This is a genomic window from uncultured Phenylobacterium sp. (assembly GCF_902826855.1).
Classification (GTDB): Bacteria; Pseudomonadota; Alphaproteobacteria; order Caulobacterales; family Caulobacteraceae; genus Phenylobacterium.
Genome location: NZ_CADEGK010000352.1, coordinates 1 through 2280, shown reverse-complemented (window position 1 = coordinate 2280; position 2280 = coordinate 1). Strand labels below are relative to the sequence as shown.

Here is a 2280-nt window from a genome sequence, read left to right as displayed (position 1 = left end):
CGGGATGGTGGACCCCGACGGGATCGCCGAGGACGAGGAGTACGCCTCCGAGGCGAAGACCAACATCAAGCTGCTGGTGATCCAGATGGCCCGCGGCGCCAAGGGCGCCAGCGACGAAGAGTCGGGGGCCATCGAGGACGCGGTGAACACCGTGTGGGAGGCGCACGGCTCCAAAGGTTCGATCGACCTGGTGGCCGAGGCGCTGAAGGCCAGGCACGGCGAGCGTGGCGCCAATCTCTATCTCTCGCTCACGCCCTTCACGACGAAGGGAAACTACGGCCGGTTCTTCAACGGGCCGGCGAACCTGCAGATCGGCAACTCCTACACCGTCTTCGAGATGGAGGACCTGGAGAGCAAGCCCGAGCTGCGGGCCGTCGTGGTGCTGCAGATCCTCGGCCTGGTGCGCGAGCGGATGCGCAAGGGCGGCCGCCAGTTGAAGAAGGCGCTGATCATCGACGAGGCCTGGAGCCTGTTGGGCGACGGCGCGGCCGGCAAGTACATCGAAGGCTTCGCGCGTCGCTGCCGCAAGGAAGGCGGCGCCCTGATCACGGGCACCCAGAGCCTCGAGGACTTCTACTCGACCGCGGGCGCGCGCGCCTGCATCGAGAACAGCGACTGGTCGGTTGTCCTGCGCCTGAAGCCCGAGGCGCTCGAACAGTTCCGCAAGAGCGACCGCCTGCAGGCCGACCACGGGACCATGGAGTTCCTGAAGTCGCTGCGCATGGAGCCCGGCGTCTACGCGGAGATGCTCATCCGTGGGCCGGGCGCACGGTTCCTGGCCCGCCTCGTCCTCGATGCCTTCTCGGTGACCCTCTATTCCACGAAGGCGGAGGTCTACGCGGAGATCGAGCGACTGGTCCGCAGCGGCGTGGAGTTGCATGAGGCGGTGCGCCGCGTCGCGTTCAAGGACACCCCGCCGATCATGCTGGAGCATCAGCTCCGCGAGGAGATCGTGCGCATCCTGGCGCTGGACGCCGGCGCCACGGAGGTCCTGCGCGGCTACGCAAAGATGGGCGACCGGCAGCGTCGCCAGATGCTGAACGTGACCCGCAGGCTCGCCGAAGTGGAGCCCGCGGAATGAGCCTCGCCTGGTTCGATCACCCACGCCTCGAGCATGGCCGACGCTGGGTCTGGGCGATCACGGATCGTCTCGCCTTCGTGGTGGAGAGCGCCTGTGTCGCCAACGCCGTGTTCGGGTTCATCACCTTCGCGGCGTTGGGCTTCAGCTGGCGCACGACCGCCCACGAGTGGGGGAATTTCTGGACCCACTACGTCAGCGCCACGGCCTCGGCCCGCGCGCCTGTCGAACACGTGCTGCTGGGCGTCCTGGCGGCGCTGACCGCGCTCACGGCGTTCGTCCGCGCGCCCAAGGCCCGGCAGTGCTGGGCGCCGTGGCCGCTTGCCGCCGCCGCCGTCGCCGCCGCTGCGGCCGCCAATTCGAGGGAGCTTGTCGCATGACCGATCTTCCGCCGCCCACCGCCGCGCCAGCCCCGGCCGCCGTAGAGGCGGCCCCGGGTCCCGGCGCCAAGCCGGCCGGCAAGCGCCGGCGGCTGCCGTTCAGCCATGTCGAGGTCCTCACCCTGCTGCTGGCGATCAACACGATCGCCATCGTGGGCCTGGGCGTGCGGGTCTACCGCGGCGACAAGCCGACCGTGGTGACGGTGGGGATCACCCAGATGTCGCGCGAGTACATGGCCAAACTGGCCACGGCCCCGAACGTGACGCCCCAGGAGGCCAGCATCCGCACCCGCCTCTATCTGGCGGTCGCCCAGGAGGCGGTGAAGGACGCGGCCACGAAGAAGGGGATCCTCGTCCTGCCGCGCGAGTGCGTCCTGGCGGGCGAGTACAGCGACGTCACCGCCGACGTGAGCAAGGCGGTGAACGCCATGATGGACACGCGGCTGCGCGCCACGCCCGTCGCTGGACCTCTGCTTCCCCAGGCTTCGCTCGAAGGAGAAGGCCGTGCTCTCCGCTGACGCACCCGCGGATCCTCGGAGGCTATCGTGGCTGCGGCTGCTGGTCGGCGTCGCCGCACTTGGCGCCGCGCTCGGACTGAAAGCCTCGGGCGAAGCGCTGCACCGCTACCGCTTCGCCTTCAACGAAACGCAGAGCCTTCCCAATTGGGCCTTCCTGGCGGACCAGGCGCATCGGGTCCCGAAACGCGGCGACCTGGTCGTCTTCCTGCCGCCGAAGACCCGGTTCTACCCGCAGGGCATGGCCTTCGGGAAAATCGTCGGCGGCGGCGTGCCGCTCGCGGCCTTCGGCGGCCGGTCCGCGCTG

General features: G+C 69.5%; 2 protein-coding genes and 2 pseudogenes. All 4 read left to right on the top strand.

The features are described 5' to 3' along the window. A pseudogene (locus tag QZV94_RS24640) lies at positions 1 to 1081 on the top strand (conjugal transfer protein TraC); the annotation flags it as partial. Beyond that, on the top strand, positions 1078 to 1458 hold the full coding sequence (locus tag QZV94_RS24635; RefSeq protein ID WP_293683052.1) for a hypothetical protein: 381 nt from the start codon (positions 1078 to 1080) through the stop codon (positions 1456 to 1458). The pseudogene QZV94_RS24640 and the gene QZV94_RS24635, both read left to right, overlap by 4 nt. Further along, positions 1455 to 1976 carry a TrbI F-type domain-containing protein gene (locus QZV94_RS24630; protein ID WP_293683051.1) on the top strand — a complete coding sequence of 174 codons (522 nt, stop codon included), beginning with the start codon at positions 1455 to 1457 and terminating at the stop codon, positions 1974 to 1976. The genes QZV94_RS24635 and QZV94_RS24630 overlap by 4 nt, the downstream gene beginning before the upstream one ends. Continuing rightward, positions 1963 to 2280, top strand: a pseudogene (locus tag QZV94_RS24625) (hypothetical protein); the annotation flags it as partial. The gene QZV94_RS24630 and the pseudogene QZV94_RS24625, both read left to right, overlap by 14 nt.